A 17759-nucleotide genomic window follows, 5' to 3' on the forward strand; every position below is an offset into this window, starting at 1 on the left:
GCGGGGGAGGCTCGTTGTCAGTGGCGGCTGGCACGATGACGAAATGACCCGCTTCCTGCGCCCGTTGCTCCGGGGGACGACGTACACACGCCTGCTGCACCTGTGGGTGCCGATGCTGATGGTCAGCGTGTGGATGTTCATCGACCCGTCGACTCCCTGGGTGCCCGCGCTGGTGCTGCTCCCGGTCGGTCTGATCACGGCCGTCCGCAGGGGTGAGGGCGTGCAGGCGCGGCTGCTGCTCATGCCGGGCGACGAAGAGTCGGTCATCTCCGTGAAGCCGTCGATGAACTGGCGGGACCGGCTGCGTACCGTGCTGTGGCTTCAGGCGCGCATGGTGCTGGGTGCGGTGGCGATGTTCGCCACCGTCTGGCTGCCCATCCTCGTGTTCGAGCTGGTGCAGATCGCGGTTGGCGGGCATCCCGGTGACACCCCGGTGCTGCGGGACGTGCAACCGCACTGGGCGTACGCCCTGTTGGCGCCGGTCCCGCTCGTCGTGCTGTACGGCGTCGTGATCGGGCTCGGCGAACTGGTCACCGCGGTCGCCCGGCGGCTGCTCGGCCCGTCGGCCGCCGAGCGGCTCGCCGCCTTGGAGGAGCGCACCGAACAACTGCTGGAGCGCAACCGCATCGCGCGTGAGCTGCACGACTCGATCGGTCATGCGCTGACCGTCGCCGTCGTCCAGGCGGGGGCCGCGCGTGCGGCGGGCGATCCGGCCTTCACCGACCGGGCGTTGGAGGCCATCGAGGAGACGGGCCGGGCCGCGCTCGAGGATCTGGAGCGCGTCCTGGGCATCCTCCGGGAGTCGGACCGGCCCGCGAGCAGCCGGCCCACCCTGGTGGACGCCGACCGGCTGCTGGAGTCTGCCCGCACCGCCGGGGCGAAGGTCGACACCGAGTTCACCGGCCCGCTGGACACCGTGCCCGGACCGGTCTCGCGCGAGGGTTACCGCATCCTCCAGGAGTCGCTGACCAATGTGCTGCGGCACGCGGGTGCCGTCCCCGCCGGGGTACGCGTCGACGTCACGGACCGCGCCCTTGTCCTGGAGGTGCGCAATCCACTGACGGCCGAGATACCCGGTCCCGGCCGGGGCAGCGGGCTGCGGGGCATACGTGAGCGGGCCGCCCTGCTCGGCGGGCGGGCGCGGACCGGTCCCGCCGACGGTGACTGGCAGGTGCACGTCGAGCTGCCGTTGCGCTGATCTACGCTGGCCGGATGCCGGTCACCGTTCTCCTTGTCGACGACGAACCCCTCGTACGCGCGGGCCTGCGGGCCGTCTTGGACGCGCAGCCGGACATCGAGGTCGTCGGGGAGGCCGCCGACGGGGCGGCGGTCATACCGCTGGTGCGGAGCCTGCGGCCGGACGTGGTCGCGATGGACGTACGGATGCCGCTGCTGGACGGGATCGAGGCCACGCGCGCGGTGCTGCGGACGGTCGACGAACCGCCGAAGATCCTCGTGGTGACGACGTTCGAGAACGACGAGTACGTCTATGAGGCATTGCGGGCCGGGGCCGACGGGTTTCTGCTGAAGCGGGCCCGGCCCGCCGAGATCGTGCACGCGGTCCGGCTGGTCGCGGAGGGCGAGTCGCTGCTGTTCCCGGCGTCGGTGCGGCAGCTCGCCGCCGAGCACGGCGAGAACGGCGGCAACCCCGCCGCGCGCGCCGCGATGGAGCGGGCCCGGCTGACCGAGCGGGAGGCGGAAGTGCTGCGGCTGATGGCGCGCGGGCTGTCGAACGCGGAGATCGCGGCCCGGCTGATCGTCGGCACGGAGACGGTGAAGTCGCATGTGAGCGCCGTACTGGCGAAGCTGGGAGCCCGGGACCGTACGCAGGCGGTGATCGCGGCGTACGAGTCGGGGTTCGTGGCGCCGGGGTGACCGGGCGTCCGGGACGGTCTGGACGGACCGGTCGGTAGGCCGCCGGTCGCCCGGCACTCGCCGGGGTCCGCAGGGCCGAGTACGATCCGGCCAACACGCGCACAAGCTGGGAGGACGGACGGTGGGGCGGCTGACCGGCGGGGATCCCTCGCTGCTGCGAAGGATCAACTCCGCGGTGGTGCTGCACGCGCTGCGTGCCACGGACTGCGCGACGCTGACCGAGATCACCCGGGTGACCGGACTGTCCCGGCCGACCGTCGAGGGTGTCGTCGAGGACCTCATCGAGGCGGGTTACGTCGTCGAGAAGGCCGCCGACGAGGGCGTCGCGAGGCGTCAGGGGCGGCCGGCCCGGCGGTACCGGTTCCGGGCCGAGGCCGGTCATCTGCTGGGTCTGGACATCGGGCCGCACCGGGTCGCCGCGCTCCTGTCCGACCTGGACGGCCGGGTGCTCGGCTCCATCGCCAAGGACGTCGAGGAGACGGCCACCGCCGACGAGCGGCTGGAGAAGCTGCGTACCGCGGTCGCCGAGCTGCTGCGCCGGGCCGGGGTGGCACGCGGCTCGCTGCGGGCGGTGGGCGCGGCGACGCCCGGGATCGTCGAGGCGGACGGCACGGTACGGCTGAGCACGGCGCTGCCCGAGTGGTCGGGGCTGCCGCTGGGCGAGCGGCTGAGCCGGTCCTTCAAGTGCCCGGTGCTGGTCGAGAACGACGCCAACGCCGCCGCGGTGGCCGAGCACTGGAAGGGTGCCGCGACCGAGTCCGACGACATCGTTTTCGTGCTGGCCGGGCTGAGCCCGGGCGCCGGTTCGCTGATCGGCGGGCGATTGCACCGGGGGTTCGGCGGGGCGGCCGGTGAGATCGGCGCGCTGCATCTGCTGGGGCGTGAGGCGACGCCGGAGACCCTGCTGTCCACCACGGACGAGCCGCTGCATCCGCTCGACGAGCAGGCGGTCGCCGAGGTGTTCGCCAAGGCGCGCGAGGGCGACCAGCGGGCCCGCGCGGCCGTGGAGCGGTTCATCCAGCGGCTCGTCCACGATGTGGCCGCCCTGGTGCTGGCCCTCGACCCGGAACTGGTCGTCGTGGGCGGCTGGGCGGCCGGTCTGGACGGTGTACTGGAGCCGCTGCGCCGGGAGTTGGCGCGCTACTGCCTGCGGCCGCCGAAGGTCGCACTGTCCCTCCTCGGCGAGGCGGCCGTCGCCACGGGGGCGCTGCGGCTGGCCCTGGACCATGTGGAGGAGCAGCTGTTCGCGGTGGAGGGGACGGTCACGGCGCGCCGTTGACGGTACAACGCCTCGCGCCCCGGAAGAGTTTCCGGGGCGCTCGCGCTGCGGGGGCTGCTGGGCTCAGGACGCCTGGCGTTCCGGGCCCTCGTGGATCTCCACGCTGCCGGAGTCACCGAAGGTGAGCCGGCAGGTGTCCGCACGGTAGGTGGCGACGGAGAGGGCCGCGGTGCGGCCCTCGGTGAAGTAGCGCGTGGTGACGACGAGGACGGGCGCGCCGGGGAGCCGGTCCAGCTGCTTGGCGTCGTCCGCGCGGGCCGAGCCGAGTTCGACGGCGCTCTCCTGGCCGTCCAGTTCCAGGCGCTGAAGCTCGCGCAGCACGGCACGCGCGCGTGCCGCCCCGGCGGGCGCGTCGATGGCGGACAGGTCGGGCACCGAGGTCGCGGGCACGTAGAGCAGCTCCGCGGCGACGGGCTGGCCGTGCGACACCCGCGAGCGGCGCACCAGGTGCACTGCCTCGTCGGCGCCGGTCTCCAGGACTGCGGCCACGCTCGCGGGCGGGACCTCCAGCGTGCTGTCGGCGGGCTGCCAGTCGTCCCCGGCCGCCCCCGGCCACAGGTGCTGCTCGGTGCCGACCGCGACCCCCACGCGCGGCGGCGCCACCGTCGTACCGACACCGCGGCGACGCTGCAGCCGGCCTTCCAGTTCAAGCTGTTCCAGAGCCTGGCGGAGCGTGGCGCGGGCCACGCCGAAGCGGGCGGCGAGATCGCGTTCGTTGGGCAGGATCTCGCCCACGGCGAACTCGGAGTCCAGCGCCTCGCTGAGCACGGTCTTGAGATGCCAGTACTTCGGTTCCGGCACCGATTCCAGTTGCGTGGTCCCCACCCTGTCCTCCGCAATCGCCGTGTTCCGGCGGCGTTTTAGCGCCCTTGTTTATTAAAGGTTGTTGCACTTCTCTGCGACCATAGGGCGGCCCCCACCCTTGGTCAAGACCAATCCTCGATCCCTTGTGCGCGGTGCGCCGGGGTGCCGTAGGGCGCCTAGTCGAGGTCCAGGGACCGCAGCTTGTCGGGGTTGCGGATCACGTAGATGGACTGGATGTGACCGTCCAGGATCTCCAACTGGAAGACACTGTCGGGCCTGCCGTCGACGGTGGCGAGCAGGGCGGGACCGCCGTTGACCTCAAAGAAGCGGAAGGACACTTCGGGTACGCCCTTTTCCGCGGCGCCGATGAGGAAGCGGCCCACCTTCTCGGCGCTCTCCACGATCCGCAGGGGCGCCCTGGTCTTGCCGCCGCTGTCGCCGACCAGGCGGACATCCGGGGCGAGCAGCGACATCAGGCCCTCCAGGTCGCCCTCGGACGCTGCGGCGAGGAAACGCTCGGTCAGGTCGCGGCGCTCGACGGGGTCGACGTCATAGCGGGGTTTGCGCTCGTCGACGTGTTTGCGCGCCCGTCCGGCCAGTTGGCGGACCGCCGGCTCGCCCCGGTCGAGCATCGTGGCGATGTCGGCATAGGGGTAGCCGAAGGCCTCCCTGAGCACGAACACCGCCCGCTCCAGCGGCGAGAGCGACTCCAGGACGACGAGGACGGCGAGGGAGACGGTGTCGGCGAGGACGGCCCGTTCGGCGGTGTCCGGAACGGTGTCGCCGAAATCGGTGACGTACGGCTCCGGCAGCCAGGGGCCGACGTATGCCTCGTTGCGGGCCTTGACCTGGCGCAGCCGGTCGATGGCCAGGCGGGTCGTGACGCGTACCAGGAAGCCGCGCGGGTCGCGCACCTCGGCGCGGTCCCCGCCCGTCCAGCGCAGCCAGGCCTCCTGGACGACGTCCTCGGCGTCGGCGACGCGTCCGAGCATGCGGTACGCGACTTCCAGGAGGACGGGGCGGTGCTCTTCGAAGACGTCGGTCACGATGTCGGTGCTCACGGCATCCATCCCAGCCGACGCGCCGGGCCGTGTCCAGGCGAGCCGTCGCAGACGCAAAGAACAGCACTCGAATCGCGCCGGGTTGCGACTCCTTCCAGGGCCGTCCGGGTCTTGGGTGCCCATCTGGTCTACCCGCCGGTAGCAATTGCTGACAAGCTGTCTACGACGTCCGACGAGTCCCATACGAGGAGCGCCCATGTCCGCCACCGTCTCCTTCGAGGTCCCCTCCCCCCGGGGTCTGCGGTCCGTGACCCTCTCCTACGCGCGCGTGGGGCGCGGCGAACCGCTGCTCCTGCTGCACGGCATAGGTCACCACCGGCAGGCCTGGGACCCGGTGCTGGACATCCTCGCGACCGAGCGTGATGTGATCGCCGTCGACCTGCCCGGGTTCGGCGCGTCCCCGGCGCTGCCCGACGGGCTGCCGCACGACCTGCCCACGATGACCGCCGCGCTCGGTGCCCTGTGCGAGGCGCTCGAGATCGACCGGCCGCATGTCGCGGGCAACTCGCTGGGCGGCCTGCTCGCCCTGGAGTTGGGCCGCGAGAAGCTCGTACGGTCCGTCACCGCGCTGTCCCCCGCCGGGTTCTGGACGCAAGCCGAACGCCGTTACGCCTTCACCCTGTTGCTGTCGATGCGAAGGATCGCCCAGAGCATGCCGCTGCCGCTGGTGCGGCAGTTGTCCCGCACGGCGGCCGGCCGCACCGCCCTGACGAGCACCATCTACGCCCGGCCCGGCCGCCGTTCACCCGAGGCCGTGATCGCCGAGACGCTGGCCCTCGCGAACGCCACGGGCTTCGCCGAGACCCTCCGCGCGGGGAACACCGTCCAGTTCACCGACGACATCCCCGGTCTTCCGGTCACCGTGGCCTGGGGCAGCAAGGACCGGGTGCTGATCCGCCGCCAGGGGGTCCGCGCCAAGCAGATCATCCCCCGGGCCCGGCTGATCCGGCTGCCCGGCTGCGGTCATGTCCCGATGAACGACGACCCGGCGCTCGTCGCGCGGGTCGTCCTCGACGGCAGCCGCTGAGACGGCGGCCGCTGAGCGGGTGGCCGCTGAGCCGCGTCGGGCCAACGCGCCGGACCCCAGGGCGACTCCGGCGCCCACGAGGGCGCTGCCCGCGGCCTGTGCGGCGCCGTAGGAGCCCGTTCCGACCAATGGTGCGGTGCAGGCCGCGGCGACCGGGATGAGGCCGGAGAACAGCGTGGCGCGCTCCGCGCCGATCCGCTGCATGCCCATGTACCAGCACACGAAGCCGATCACGGTGACGATGACCGCCTGCCACAGCAGCGCGGCCGTCTCGGTGGCGTCCGGCCGCCGCAGCCATCCGGCGCCGTCGGCTAGCAGTCCGGCCACCGCCGACTCCACGGCGGCGACACCGCACACCGTGGCGGACAGCAGCCGGGGGCCCAAGGGGCGCAGTACGGGCACGGCGAGGACGGCGAATCCCACCTCGCCGACCAGCGCGCACGCCGAGAAGGCGATGCCCGCCCCGTCCGTACGGCCCCAGCCCTGGACGGTCAGGGCACCGAGGGCGACGAGCGAGGCGCCGTACAGCACGACCCGTTGCGGACGGCGGCTGTCCAGAAGCGGAACGACGACGGCCACGACCACCGGCGCGCAGCCCACCAGTACGCCCGGGACGGCGGGTTCCGCGGTGCGTTCCGCGGCGATGACGGCCAGGTTGAAGCCGACCATGCCGACGGCCGCGAGCAGCGCGAGCCGCATCCACTGGCGGGCGGTGAGCGCCCGTAGCCGGGCCGTCGCGCCCCGCCCGGCGAGTGGGACGAGCAGCAGACAGGCCAGGCCGTAGCGCAGGAACTGGCCGCCCGCGTACGGATAGTCGCCGAGGACGCTGTTGGCGGTGAAGGACCCTCCGACGAGGACACAGGCGAGCGCGGCGAGCAGAGCCCCGCGCGTGGTGGTGGCGTTCATGGGAGCGACGCTAGGAAGCGAGGCGGTCCGGATTAAGGTCCACTTTCATGACGGTGTCGCAGACCAATCCGGATGGGGATGAGGGCGTGGGTTCGGGAGGCGGGGGGCCGGTGGGCGGGGGGTCGCTGGGCGCGGGGGCGGCGGACGCGGGGTCGGCAGGCGCGGGGCCGGCGGGCGCGGGGCCGGCGGGCGCGGGGCCGGCGGGCGCGGGGCCGGCGGGCGCGGGGCCGGCGGGCGCGGGTTCACTCGACGCGGGGCCAACAGGCGCGGGTTCGGGAAACGCGCGGCTCGCAGGCGCGGACTCGCTCGACGCGGGGTCAACAGGCGGGGACTCGCTCGGCGCGAGGCTGGCAAGCGGAGGCTCGGGAAACGCGCGGCTCGAAGGCGCGGGCTCGCTCGATGCGAGGCTGGCAAGCGGAGGCTCGGGAAACGCGGAGCTCGAAGGCGCGGGCTCGCTCGGCGCGACGCTGGCAAGCGGGGGCTCGGGAAACGCGCGGCTCGCAGGCGCGGACTCGCCGGACGCGGCGACAGCGGGCTCGGGCTCGCCAGGCGCGGAGCCGGAGGGCGGCGGCTCGGGCGGTGGTTCGGTTGCGTGGGAGCTGTTGTTGCCGGCCGCCTCCGCGCCGGCACGTGCGCGTGGGCGGGCCTTGCAGGCCGCGTTGCGGGAGGCGGTGCGGGCCGGGCGGCTCGTTCCGGGGACGCGACTGCCGTCGAGCCGGGACCTCGCCGCCGACCTCGGTGTGTCGCGCGGGCTGATCACCGAGGCGTACGAGCAGCTCACGGCGGAGGGCTATCTGCGCAGTGGCCGGGGTGCCGGCACCTGGGTGGGCGGTGCCGTACGGTCGTCCCGGCCACGCGCGCGTGACCTCGCGCCGCGCTCCCCGGGCGCCCGCGCCGACTTCGTGCCCGGGACGCCGGATCTGTCGCTGTTCCCGCGGGCCGCCTGGGCCGCGGCACAGCGCGGCGTACTGGCCGAGCTCCCGCACCAGGACCTTGGCTACCCCGACCCGCGCGGCCTGCCCCGACTCCGTACGGCGCTGGCCGAACTGCTGGCCCGCCGCCGGGGCGTGGTCGCCGACCCGGAGCGGATCGTGGTCGTCTCCGGGGTGGCGCAGGCGACGACACTGCTCGGTTTCGCGCTGCACGCGCGCGGGATGCGCACGGTCGGCGTCGAGGACCCCGGCAGTCCTCAGCACAACGCGCTCTACGCCGCCGCGGGCGTCTCCACGGTGCCGCTCCCCCTGGACGACGAGGGCCTCGCCCTCGACCCGCTGCGGACCTCGGACGTACGGGCCGTCGTGACGACCCCGGCCCACCAGTACCCGACCGGCATCGCGTACTCCGCGCGACGTCGCGCCGAACTCCTGGACTGGGCACGGTCCGTGGACGGATTCGTCCTGGAGGACGACTACGACGGCGACTTCCGCTACGACCGCGCTCCCGTGGGCGCGCTCCAGGGCCTGGACCCGGAGCGCGTGGCCTACGCCGGCTCGGTCAGCAAGTCACTCGCGCCGGGGCTGCGCCTCGGCTGGCTGCTCGTCCCGGAGGCACTGGCCGACGAGGTCGTCGAGCGCAAACGGACGATGGATCTCGGCCATCCCACCCTCGACCAGGCGCTGTTCGCCCGGTTCGTGGAGCACGGGGACTACGACCGGCAGTTGCGCCGCTGCCAGCGCGCGTACCGGGAGCGGCGCGACGCCCTGGTCGCCGCGCTGGAGGAGTACTTCCCGGGCTCCCGGGTTTCGGGCATCGCCGCCGGACTCCATGCGATCGCCGTACTGCCGAAACGGTTCGGGCCCGAGGAGGACTTCCGGGCGGGCACGGCCGCGGCCGGGGTGGCGGTGCGCCTGCTCGCGGACTGCACGCACGCGCGTGTGGAGCACGACGACGTACGGCTGGTGCTGGGATACGCGCATCTGTCGCCGACCCGGATCCGTGAGGGCGTACGGCTCATGGCCGAGGCGGTGTGACGGGTCCGGGATCCGGGGCTGCCCGCGGCTCCGAGGGCATCGGTTCCCTTGCCCCGTCGGTCGGTTGTTCACTTGTGGTTTCCGTGTGCGCTGCGGCGCACCAGTAGTTGTGGCACTGCACACTGGCCGGATCCCGTCCTGGAGGCCCACCCATGTCACACCGTCCGTTCCCCGGCCGCCGCAGTGTTCTGCGCGGCTCGCTCGCCGCCTCCGCGGCCCTGACCCTGCCCACCGCGCTCGGCGCGGCGCCCGCGTTCGCCCTGTCCGGGCGGCCCAAGGCGGGCTGGGGCGTACAGACGGGAGACGTGACGACCGACTCGGGTCTGGTGTGGGTGCGCTCCGACCGGCCCGCCCGGATGATCGTCGAGACGTCCGCCACCGAGTCCTTCCGCAACCCGCGCAGATGGCACGGTCAGAACCTGCGCGCCTTCAACGCCCAGGTCCCCTCCATCATCCAGTGGGACGACCACGAGGTCACCAACAACTGGTACCCGGGCGAGATCCTCGGCGACTCCCGCTACACGGAGAAGAACGTCGACGTGCTCGCCTCCCGCGCCCGGCAGGCGTTCTCGGAGTACTACCCGATCTCCACGCTGCGCCGCCCCGACGGCCGCGTCTACCGGACGCAGCACTACGGCCCGCTGCTGGACGTGTTCGTGCTGGACATGCGCACCTACCGCAACGCCAACTCCCCGGACAACCAGACCACCGACCCGGTGGGCATCCTCGGCCGGGAGCAGCTGGAGTGGCTCAAGCGCGAGCTGTCCCGTTCGCGGGCGGTGTGGAAGGTCATCGCCTCCGACATGCCGATCGGCCTGGTCGTGCCGGACGCCGGAGACGGCAAGCCGAACCTCGAGGCGGTCGCGCAGGGCGACCCGGGCGCCCCGCTCGGCCGTGAGCTCCAGATCGCCGAGCTGCTGCGGTTCATCAAGCACCGGCGGATCACCGGCACGGTGTGGCTGACCGCCGACGTCCACTACACCTCGGCCCAGCACTACCAGCCCTCACGGGCCGCGTTCACCGACTTCGAGCCGTTCTGGGAGTTCGTCTCGGGTCCGCTGAACGCCGGCGGCTTCCCGGCCAACGCGCTCGACAACACCTTCGGCCCGGAGCGGGTGTTCCTCAAGGCGCCGACCGTCGCCAACGTCTCCCCCGCCGAGGGCTACCAGTTCTTCGGAGAGGTCGACATCGACGGCGACAGCGGCGAGCTGACGGTACGGCTGCGCGAGCAGGACGGCACCGTGCTGTTCACGCAGGTGCTGCAGCCGGGGCGGGTCGGCCAGTAACCTTCACAGGTGTCGCGCTCCGGCGTCATCCCCCGGCGCGCGACACCTTCAACTCCGCCTCACCGAGTGCGTTTTCGCAGGTCGGAGCCGATTGTCAGTGGTCGCGTCTACGGTTTTTCCATGACGCGATCACTGCAGGCAGTGGCCTATCGCCGACCCTCCGCGCTGGACTCCACCGCGGACGGCCGGCGCCTGGGACTGGAGACCTCACGGGGTGCGACGCCCACGGGCACCGCCGACCATCCCCGTTTCTTCGCCGGGTTCCTGACGGCACCTCAGGCAGCATCCGCCGGGCTGCTGGCGGTGGCCGACGTGGCGGCCGCGCGGTACTACCAGCGGCAGCTGCGCGCCTCACTGGACCCGGTGGTGACCGGCAACGGCGACCGGCTGCGCTTCGAGTCCTTCTCCGGCTGCGGCGGGGTGTACGCCCGTCTGGACGTGCTGACGGCGGGCCTCGACGGCGACGAGGTCGGCCACGGCACGACGAACGTCGACGTCAACAACCCGCTGCGCGAGGCGCTTTCGAGGATCGGCACGGATGATCCGCTGCACCTGCGCGTGGGGCCCGACGATCTGACGGTGACCACCCTCGACGGCCCGGTGGTCGAGAAGAAGGTCCCGCTCCCCGACCGCTGGCTGCGCGGCTTCGCGGAGTCCCAGGTGATCGCGGCCGGCTTCGACCTGCGCGCCGAACTCCCCGCCGCCGAGGCGGTCCGGTTCCTGCGCGCACTGCCGAAGGCCGGAGCGCGGGGCGCCGCGGGAGGTCCGCGCTGGCTGGTCCCGGCGGGCCGCGCCCTGCGCCCGACCACCCGCGCGGTGCCCGGCGCGATCTGTCTGCCCGGCCCGGAGCGGCTGATCGCGCTCCAGCGAGTGCTACGGCACGCCACCACCCTGAGGGTGTACGGCCCCGCAGTCGGCCCGGGCGCGGCGGCGACCGCCAGTGCCTGGGAGATGGTGCTGCCGGGCATGCGGCTCACCCTGACTCTGTCGCCCGACGCCTCCCGCGGCTTCTCCGGCGAGGGCGGGGTCCTCGAGGCGCTCGCCACCGACGAGGCCGCCGAAGACGCGGAGCTGATCTCGGTGCTCCTCGCCTGGGAGCCGCGCATCGACGTCACCGACCTCGCCGCCGCCTCGGGCCTCACCCCCGAGCGCGTGCGCGCGGCCCTGGTCCGCCTCGGCACCTCGGGCCGGGTCGGCTATGACACCGCGGAGGCGGCCTACTTCCATCGGGAGCTGCCGTACGACTCCGCGCGCGTGGAGCGGCACAACCCCAGACTGCGCTCCGCCCAGGCTCTGGTGGCGGCCGGCGCCGTAGCCGTGGACGGCGCGCTCGGCACGGTGACCGCGGAGGACGGCCATGTGCACCGCGTGCGGGACGAGTCGGGGGCGCTCACCTGCACGTGTCTGTGGTGGGCGAAGTACCGGGGCGGGCGCGGGCCCTGCAAGCACGCCTTGGCGGTACGGATGGTGCGGCGCGGCGCCGCGGCGGAACAGGAAACGGCAACGGCAACAGCACGAGTCGACGGGGGTGTGCGATGAGTTCGCTGATGGACGCGGTACGGGCGGGACGGATCGCCGAGGTGGCGAGCCTGCTGGACGGGATGACGGACGCCGAACGCCGGGCGTGCTTCCCCGAGTTGAAGGCGCTGCGCAAGGAGCTACGAGCGGACCGCTGGAGCGAGCAGGGGCGCCAGGTTCTGCCCGCCCTGCATCTGGCCGGCGCGGCCTGCCAGACCGGTGCGGCGGCCGTGGCGAACTGGCTGGCGGCCACCGACTTCACCTGGGCGCCCGCGTCGCCGGGCCGGCTGATCGACACCCTCGCCGACCGGGATCTCGCCTGGATCGCCGATGTGACGCATCGGCTCGCCCAGCGGCCGGTCAGCGCGCGCGTGCCGTTCGAGCTGATGACCGGCCTGGTACGGCTGTCCGCCTGTCCGGTGCCCACGACGGACGCCTATGTCCAGGGCTGGCTGATGCACATCGGCAGCACCTGGGCACGCTCGGGCTCCCTTGTCGACCGACTCCGTCAGGAGCCGCAGCTGGCCGAGCTGGTGGCCGCTCTATTCGAGATCGACGACATCGGCTCGGTGTTCGGCTGGGTGGCGGGCGAGGGGCGCAACAGCTGGCCCACCTCTCTCGCCCGTCTCACCGAGGAAGGCACCTTGGACCGGAAGTCGATGGTGGACGGCTGCGTGGCCCGCCTTCTGCGGGGCGGCCGGGCGTCCGATGTCCGGGTGTTCCTCCAGCTGTTGCAGGCGCTGGCCCCGACCCGGGAGGAGGAGCGGGAGCGGGTGGCCGACTGGACGGCGCTCGCCGCGGACGCCGCCTCTCCGGTCGCCGCGCACGCCCAGTCGGTGCTGGCCGGGCTGGCCCTGGACGGCGAACTCCCGCCCCGCAGGCTGGCCGAGATGTCGGAGGCGGTGCTGTTCCGCACCGAGAAGAAGCTGCTGCGGACCCAGCTCGTCCTGCTGGGCAAGGTGCTCGCCCAGGACGCGGCCGGTGTCGACGAGCTGCTGCCCTGCCTGGCACAGGCCCTCGGCCACACGGACTCCGAAGTGCAGGAGCGTGCGGTCAAGCTGGTGGAGCGGTATGCGCCGAAGATCGGCGACCCGGGGGTCCAGGACGTACTCGCCGCCGGTGCCGAACAGTCCAGTCCCGTCCTGCGTGCCCGTGTCGCCGAGGCCCTGGGCGTGATCCACGTGACGGCGGAGGTGTACGAGGAGGCGTTGCCACCCGCTCCGGTGCCGGTTCGACTGTCGCCCGCTCCGGAGTCGGTGGCCGAACTCGCCGAAGAGGTAGGGGCGTTGCTGGCGGGGTCCGGTAGCGATGTGGCCGCCTTCGAGCGCACCCTCGACGGCCTGGTCCGCCACGCCCACCAGGATCCGGACGCCCTGCGGGAGGCGCTCGAACCCGTAGCGAGCCGACTGCGCTGGTTCACCGCCGACACCGTGTATCCGAGCGACTTCTTCGGCCTGCGCCATCTGGAGCTCATCCTCGCGGCCCTGCTGAGGAAGACACCTCCCGAGGGCTTCCACACGCCGCTCCAGGACCCGCTGTCCGTGGCGGGCTGCGTGCACAGCCCCCTCGGCCGGGCCTTCAACTCCCGCATCTGGGAGATCGCGCACCGCATCCACGCCGATCCGCCGCCCTTCCTCCTGTCCACACCCACCTGGAACACCGGCATCCTCGAACCGGACGAGCTGGTCACCCGGCTCGACGCCTACCGCGACCTGGGCGTCCGGGTCGCGCCCACCGACTTCGCGCAAGCGCTGCTGCGGGTCCGGCGCCAGGACCGTGCGGCGGCCGAGGCGGCCGCGGAGCGTGCGGCGGCGCTGGGCACATCCGAGGGCACCCGGCTCGCACATTGGCTCACCGCTGACACCCCGGCGCTGCCACCCGTCAGACGGCGCACCGCGGGCCCCTGGGTCCTGCTGGCGTACGGCGAACTCGAAGAGCTGCAGCAGGATTTCCCGCCGGACTTCCACCCCTTGGGCAGGCCGGTGTCCGTGTACAGCGACCGGTGGCGCTGCTACCACTGGGACGCCGACCTGCGCCCGCACTGGACGGCGTTGCTGCCCGAGCGGCGCGAACTGGTGGCGGTGCGGCTGCTGCGGGACTTCTCCTCGCTGGCCGTGGACGACACCCGGGGAGCCGCCGAGATCCTCCCCCGGCTCGCCGAGTCGGACGGAGCGGCGGGTCCGGCCCTCCACCTGGGCCTGGCGTACGCGCTCGGCGCCCGGCACGAGGAGGACCGGCTCGCCGCCGTGGACGCCCTGTTGGTGCTGGCGGCGCGTGAACAGCTCGACGCGGAGCGGCTGGGCACGGACCTCGGGGAGCTGGTGGGCAGCGGGGCGGTAAAGCCGGCGCGGCTCGTGGAGTCCGTACGGACCGCGGCGGCCACCGGGGCGAACGCCACGATCTGGGAGATGCTCCGGCACACCCTGCCCGCTCTGCTCGGGGACCTCACCGGCGACCGGCCGCCCACCCCGCCCCGTGGGCTCGGGGATCTGGTGGCCGTGGCGGCGGACTGCGCCGAGCGGTCCGGTGCGCGGGGCGAGGTGCCGCACCTGGCGCAGATAGCGGAGCGGCGTGGCTCCTCCCGGCTGGTGGCCCAGGCCCGTCGGCTCCGCAGCACGCTGGTCGCGGAGGTGGCCGCCTGACGTAGTCCCGTACGCCGTACGTCCTACACCCCGGGGTGACGCGGACGGTCGACCAGGCAGGACACACGGTCGTCCGGCGCCAGCAACGCAACCGTTAAAGAAACGACAAAAGGTGCAGAAGCGATCTTTACCGCCCGGTCACAAAGCGTTCGTGATCACGCAACACCGTTCCTTCACAGTGGCTGCATGAGTCGAGACATGTCTGATGTGACGCGTGCGAAGCACGGGCGTCCCGTCCACCACTGGCGGCGGGACGTCATCGAACTCGCCGCGCTCTTCACCGCGGTCGCGGTGGCCGACGCCGTGGCCAATCTGGTCGGGCACGGCCCGGACGGACCGGAGCTGCTGCTGGTGTCAGCAGTACTGCTGATCGCCACGGCCGCGTTCCACACATGGTGGTCACGCCGCCACGGTCACGCACCGCCGACAGACGATATCGGTGCCCGGCCCGCCGCTGAGCGGCAGGCCGGGCCGTCGGACGCATCGTCGCAGCCGGCCGGGGCCACCCCCGGCGACAGCACGCTGTGGCGGATGCGGACGACCGTGCAGGACGAGCCGGGATCGCTGGCCGCGCTGTGCACGGCCCTCGCCGAGCGGCGCGTCGACATCCTGAGCCTGCAGACCCATCCGCTGGGCAACGGCACAGTGGACGAGTTCCTGCTGCGCGCCCCGGGCGAACTGGCCGTCGCCGAGATCACCAGGGCCGTCGCCCAAGCGGGCGGCACCAGCACCTGGATCGAGCGCGCCGACGCCCATGACCTCGTGGACGCACCGACCCGGGTGCTGGGCCTCGCCACCCGCACCGCCCTCGACGCGGCGGAACTGCCGCTCGCACTCCGGCAGTTGCTGGGCCGCTGCACGATCCGCCAGCTGCCCGGCGCGCCGATCGCCGGACGGGCGCCGGAGGGCGTTCCCGTGGAGGGCGTTCTGGAGGACACCGTGATGCGGTTGCGGGCACCGGAAGGCGGAGTGATCACCGTGGAGCGGCCGTATCTGCCGTTCACACCCACCGAGTTCGCGCGGGCGCGGGCCCTGGTTGAGCTGGACGCCCGGCTCGGCCCGCGCGTGCCGAGCAATGAGGACGTGCTCACGCTGCCGGAGGGCAACGACATCACCGTACGGCGGGCCGACGTCAGTGATGTCGATGCCGCCAAGGCCATGCATGAGCGGTGCTCTTCGCGGACGTTGAGCATGCGGTATCACGGGCCCGTGGGGGATGCGGACCGGTATCTGAACCACCTGCTCAGCCCTCGCTTCGGGCGGACGCTCGCCGTGCAGTCCGCGTCCGGGCGCATCGTGGGGCTCGGTCACCTCCTGTGGGACGGGGACGAGACGGAAGTGGCGCTGATCGTCGAGGATGCGTGGCAGCGGCGCGGGGTCGGTGCGGAGTTGCTCCGCAGGTTGGTGGGGATGGCTGTTGAGGCCGGGTGCGAGAGTGTGTATGCGGTGACTCAGTCGTCCAACACCGGGATGGTGGCCGCGATGCGGGGGCTTGGGTTGCCGCTCGATTATCAGATCGAGGAAGGCACGCTGGTCATCACGGCCAGGCTCGCCTCGCAGGTGCCGGTGGGTCTGGAAGAGGCGACGCGCCGTAGGGGCTAATGCCGGCCGGCCACAGCGGGTTCGTTGTGGCCGGCCGCGCCCCGCGGCGGAGCCGCATATCGATGCAGCCCCGCGCCCCTGGGTGGGATCCCGCCGAGGGCGTTGTTCAGATCTGCCCACAGATCCTCTACGTCCTCCAGGCCTACCGACATGCGCAGCAAGCTCTCGCTCACCCCGGCGTCCCGTCGGTCGTCCGCGTTCACGATGCGGTGGCTGATGGACGCCGGGTGCTGGATCAAGGTGTCCACGCTGCCCAGGCTCACCGCCGGGGTGATCAGGCGGACCCCTGCGATGACCTCGTGGGGGTCTCCAGCCACCTCGAAGGCGACCATCGCTCCGCCGATGCTCGGGTAGTGGACCCGGGTCACGCGCGGGTCGGCGGCGAGGCGGTGGGCCAGTTCGGCGGCGGTCGCAGAGGCCGCGCGGACCCGTACCGGGAGGGTCGACAGGCCGCGCAGCAGGAGGTAGCCGGCGAGCGGGTGCAGGACGCCGCCGGTGGCGAACCGTATCTGACGCAGTCCTCCGGCCAACTCCTCGTCGCAGGCCACCACGCCCGCCATCACATCGCCGTGGCCGCCGAGGTACTTCGTCGCGCTGTGCAGCACCAGGCGCGCGCCCTGCTCGGCGGGGCGCTGGAGCACCGGGGTGGCGAAGGTGTTGTCCGCGAGCAGCGGGACCGAGCCGCAGGCGTGGGCGACGGCGCGCAGGTCGACCTCGGCGAGAGTCGGGTTGGCGGGGGACTCCACCATCACCAGACCGGTGTCGGGGCGCAGCGCGTCCGCGATGCCGGCCGGGTCCGTCCAGGTCACCTCCGAACCGAGCAGTCCGGCGGTCAGGAGGTGGTCGCTGCAGCCGTACAGGGGGCGCACGGCGACGACATGGCGCAGGCCCATCGAGGCCCGTACCAGCAGCACCGCGCTCAGCGCTGCCATGCCGCTCGCGAACGCCACCGCCGACTCGGTGCCCTCGAGACGGGCCAGCGCGGTTTCGAAGCGGGCGACGGTCGGATTGCCGAGGCGGCCGTAGACGGGCGGGCCGTCCGGCTCCGCGCCGGTTTCGGCGAACGCGTCGATCCGGGCGGCCTCACCGCGACTGTCGTAGGAGGGGTAGGTCGTGGACAGGTCGATCGGCGGGGCGTGCAGGCCCAGACCGGCGAGGTCGTCGCGGCCGGCGTGCACGGCTTCGGTGGCCAGCGCTCTTGAGCGCACAGGGGTCTCCATGGGCGGAAGAGTGAACGCCGACCGGGTCACAGGAATCGAACACCGTGCTACGTTCGGCCAGTGGCCGAATCTGTCGTACTGGATCCGGTGGATCTTCACCTGTTGCGGCTGTTGCAGAACGACGCCCGGACGACGTACCGGGACCTCGCCGCGCAGGTCGGAGTCGCACCGTCGACCTGCCTTGACCGGGTGACCCGGCTGCGGCGGGCCGGGGTGATTCTCGGCCATCAATTGCGGCTGGACCCGGCGAAGCTGGGGCGTGGGCTCGAGGCGCTGCTCTCCGTGCAGGTCAGACCGCACCGGCGGGAGTTGGTGGGGCCGTTCGTGGACCGGATCCGGGCCCTGCCGGAGTCGCGGACGGTCTTCCATCTGACCGGTCCCGACGACTATCTGGTCCATGTCGCGGTGGCGGACATGGCCGATCTCCAGCGGCTGGTTCTGGACGAGTTCACCTCGCAGCGGGAAGTGGCGCGCGTGGAGACCCGGTTGATCTTCCAGCAGTGGGACTGCGGCCCGCTGCTACCGCCTTCGCCCTCGGCTCAATCCGGCTGACGCGCGGCGGGCGTCGT

13 protein-coding genes and 1 pseudogene are annotated in these 17759 nt (G+C 72.8%); 10 read left to right on the top strand and 4 right to left on the bottom strand.

Translation table 11 applies throughout. The annotated features are described in order from the left end of the window. Positions 1-43: 43 nt before the first annotated feature. The 3 genes from OHT76_RS06725 to OHT76_RS06735 all read left to right on the top strand — a co-directional run bounded on the left by OHT76_RS06725 (position 44) and on the right by OHT76_RS06735 (position 3154). Positions 44-1198: a sensor histidine kinase gene (locus tag OHT76_RS06725; RefSeq protein ID WP_328869831.1), complete on the top strand. Its 1155-nt coding sequence runs from the start codon at positions 44-46 to the stop codon at positions 1196-1198. A 14-nt stretch (positions 1199-1212) separates the two neighbouring features. Further along, complete coding sequence (locus tag OHT76_RS06730) at positions 1213-1875, top strand: response regulator transcription factor (RefSeq protein ID WP_328869832.1); 663 nt, start codon at positions 1213-1215, stop codon at positions 1873-1875. Between the two features lie 121 nt (positions 1876-1996). Next, positions 1997-3154: an ROK family transcriptional regulator gene (locus tag OHT76_RS06735; protein ID WP_328869833.1), complete on the top strand. Its 1158-nt coding sequence runs from the start codon at positions 1997-1999 to the stop codon at positions 3152-3154. A gap of 63 nt (positions 3155-3217) precedes the next feature. Here OHT76_RS06735 and OHT76_RS06740 read toward each other — a convergent pair whose 3' ends face one another. Further along, positions 3218-3979 carry a GntR family transcriptional regulator gene (locus OHT76_RS06740; protein WP_328869834.1) on the bottom strand — a complete coding sequence of 254 codons (762 nt, stop codon included), beginning with the start codon at positions 3977-3979 and terminating at the stop codon, positions 3218-3220. Between the two features lie 155 nt (positions 3980-4134). Beyond that, positions 4135-5019, bottom strand: coding sequence for an RNA polymerase sigma-70 factor (locus OHT76_RS06745; RefSeq protein WP_328869835.1), 885 nt, complete (start codon positions 5017-5019; stop codon positions 4135-4137). 196 nt (positions 5020-5215) lie between these two features. Between OHT76_RS06745 and OHT76_RS06750 the strand changes: the two genes are divergently transcribed. Continuing rightward, on the top strand, positions 5216-6046 hold the full coding sequence (locus OHT76_RS06750; protein ID WP_328869836.1) for an alpha/beta fold hydrolase: 831 nt from the start codon (positions 5216-5218) through the stop codon (positions 6044-6046). 117 nt (positions 6047-6163) lie between these two features. Here the strand turns inward: OHT76_RS06750 and OHT76_RS06755 are convergent. Then, positions 6164-6952 (bottom strand): annotated as a pseudogene (locus OHT76_RS06755) (DMT family transporter); the annotation flags it as partial. 599 nt (positions 6953-7551) lie between these two features. Between OHT76_RS06755 and pdxR the strand changes: the two are divergent. From pdxR to OHT76_RS06780, 5 genes are all read left to right on the top strand, one after another. After that, positions 7552-8922, top strand: a complete 1371-nt coding sequence (gene pdxR / locus OHT76_RS06760; RefSeq protein ID WP_328876466.1) for a MocR-like pyridoxine biosynthesis transcription factor PdxR — start codon at positions 7552-7554, stop codon at positions 8920-8922. Between the two features lie 152 nt (positions 8923-9074). After that, positions 9075-10208, top strand: a complete 1134-nt coding sequence (locus tag OHT76_RS06765; protein ID WP_328869837.1) for an alkaline phosphatase D family protein — start codon at positions 9075-9077, stop codon at positions 10206-10208. A 120-nt stretch (positions 10209-10328) separates the two neighbouring features. Next, entirely contained in the window at positions 10329-11747 is a 1419-nt protein-coding gene (locus OHT76_RS06770; RefSeq protein WP_328869838.1) for an SWIM zinc finger family protein, read from the top strand. Further along, the gene (locus tag OHT76_RS06775; RefSeq protein WP_328869839.1) at positions 11744-14368 is read left to right on the top strand and encodes a DUF7824 domain-containing protein; all 2625 of its coding nucleotides are present in this window, start codon (positions 11744-11746) and stop codon (positions 14366-14368) included. Before OHT76_RS06770 ends, OHT76_RS06775 begins: the two co-directional genes overlap by 4 nt. Before the next feature lie 186 nt (positions 14369-14554). After that, positions 14555-15970, top strand: a complete 1416-nt coding sequence (locus tag OHT76_RS06780; RefSeq protein WP_328869840.1) for a GNAT family N-acetyltransferase — start codon at positions 14555-14557, stop codon at positions 15968-15970. Here the strand turns inward: OHT76_RS06780 and OHT76_RS06785 are convergent. After that, complete coding sequence (locus OHT76_RS06785) at positions 15967-17190, bottom strand: trans-sulfuration enzyme family protein (protein ID WP_328869841.1); 1224 nt, start codon at positions 17188-17190, stop codon at positions 15967-15969. The two genes, OHT76_RS06780 and OHT76_RS06785, sit on opposite strands and share 4 nt — an antisense overlap. 60 nt (positions 17191-17250) lie before the next feature. Between OHT76_RS06785 and OHT76_RS06790 the strand changes: the two genes are divergently transcribed. After that, on the top strand, positions 17251-17742 hold the full coding sequence (locus OHT76_RS06790; RefSeq protein WP_315887615.1) for an Lrp/AsnC family transcriptional regulator: 492 nt from the start codon (positions 17251-17253) through the stop codon (positions 17740-17742). Positions 17743-17759 lie beyond the last annotated feature (17 nt).

It is taken from the genome of Streptomyces sp. NBC_00287 (assembly GCF_036173105.1).
GTDB lineage: Bacteria > Actinomycetota > Actinomycetes > Streptomycetales > Streptomycetaceae > Streptomyces.